Raw genomic sequence first — 1007 nt, 5'->3', positions numbered from 1 at the left:
CTGAATGCCGTTATTGCTACATTGTTGTTCTAGTTGCTCTAGCAGTTCAGGTAAACGCTCGACGACGTTCTGTCTTATTGCTGCACCTTGTTCTCTAAGGGTTTGCCATTCCTCTTCATCACTGAAGGCTTGTTTGCGTTTATTGCGTAGAAAGTCCATGGCGCCGCGGAAGTTGGAGCGTAGCTGCGTATCTTCTAGTGCGCTTTTTATGCGAGTGGCGAAGTTTGAGTGCGCGTCGTCAGTCATGTTGTATTCCAAAACGCTGAGCAATAAATCTCGCGATATGGGTGCAAGGACGCTTGTCGCCTGAATGCTTGATATGTCCGCTAATATTCAAAAGGCAGCCACAATCACCGCTTAATATAGACTGAGGATTTGGTGATAGTAAGTGCTCACATTTGTCTGCTGTCATGGCGGCAGAAATCTCAGGAGACTTGATAGCAAAGGTTCCCCCAAATCCGCAGCACTCCTGCTCTAGTGTTGGTAAGGATACCTCGACGCCATCTAGCTTTCTTAGAATTGATAGCCATGGTTCTGCGACTTCCATCTCCCTAAGGGCGCTACAGGATCGGTGAAGACTGATATGAGTGTGGGAGCTGTCGCTTTGCTTATTGTATGGGAGGATGGGCTCTAGAAACTCGATAAGCTCGTAGGTTCTCGAGCTCAGCTCTATTGCTTGTTTATGCTCTGTGGAACCCGTGTCGAAGAGAGTCGGGTAGTGATGCTTGATCATGGCCGCACAAGAGGCTGAAGGTACGATAACAGGTAACTTTTTGTCGGAAAAAACCTGAATGGTGTGCCAGGCGACATCTTTGGCTGGGCTTGCTTCACCCGAATTATAGGGAGGCTGTCCGCAGCAGGTTTGCGCTTGAGGAAATACTATTTGATAATTACATAGTTCAAGCAGAGCAATCGCATCCATACCTGATTCCGGGTAAAAGGAATCTATTAGGCAAGTTCCAAAGAGGTAGGCCTGTTTACTCTGCATGAGATTTTTTCGAAGTACC

At 47.4% G+C, this 1007-nt stretch carries 1 protein-coding gene and 1 pseudogene; both read right to left on the bottom strand.

Annotated features, from left to right (window positions below; translation table 11 throughout):
- Nucleotides 1–246: pseudogene (locus A3735_RS09650) on the bottom strand ((Fe-S)-binding protein); the annotation flags it as partial.
- On the bottom strand, nt 239–1007 hold a 769-nt coding region (locus A3735_RS09645; protein ID WP_082885851.1), incomplete at its 5' end, for a (Fe-S)-binding protein. The gene A3735_RS09645 and the pseudogene A3735_RS09650, both read right to left, overlap by 8 nt.

Source organism: Oleiphilus sp. HI0061 (assembly GCF_001635675.1).
Note: the sequence above shows the minus strand (reverse complement) of the source record. Positions and strands in the feature narration are given on the sequence as shown.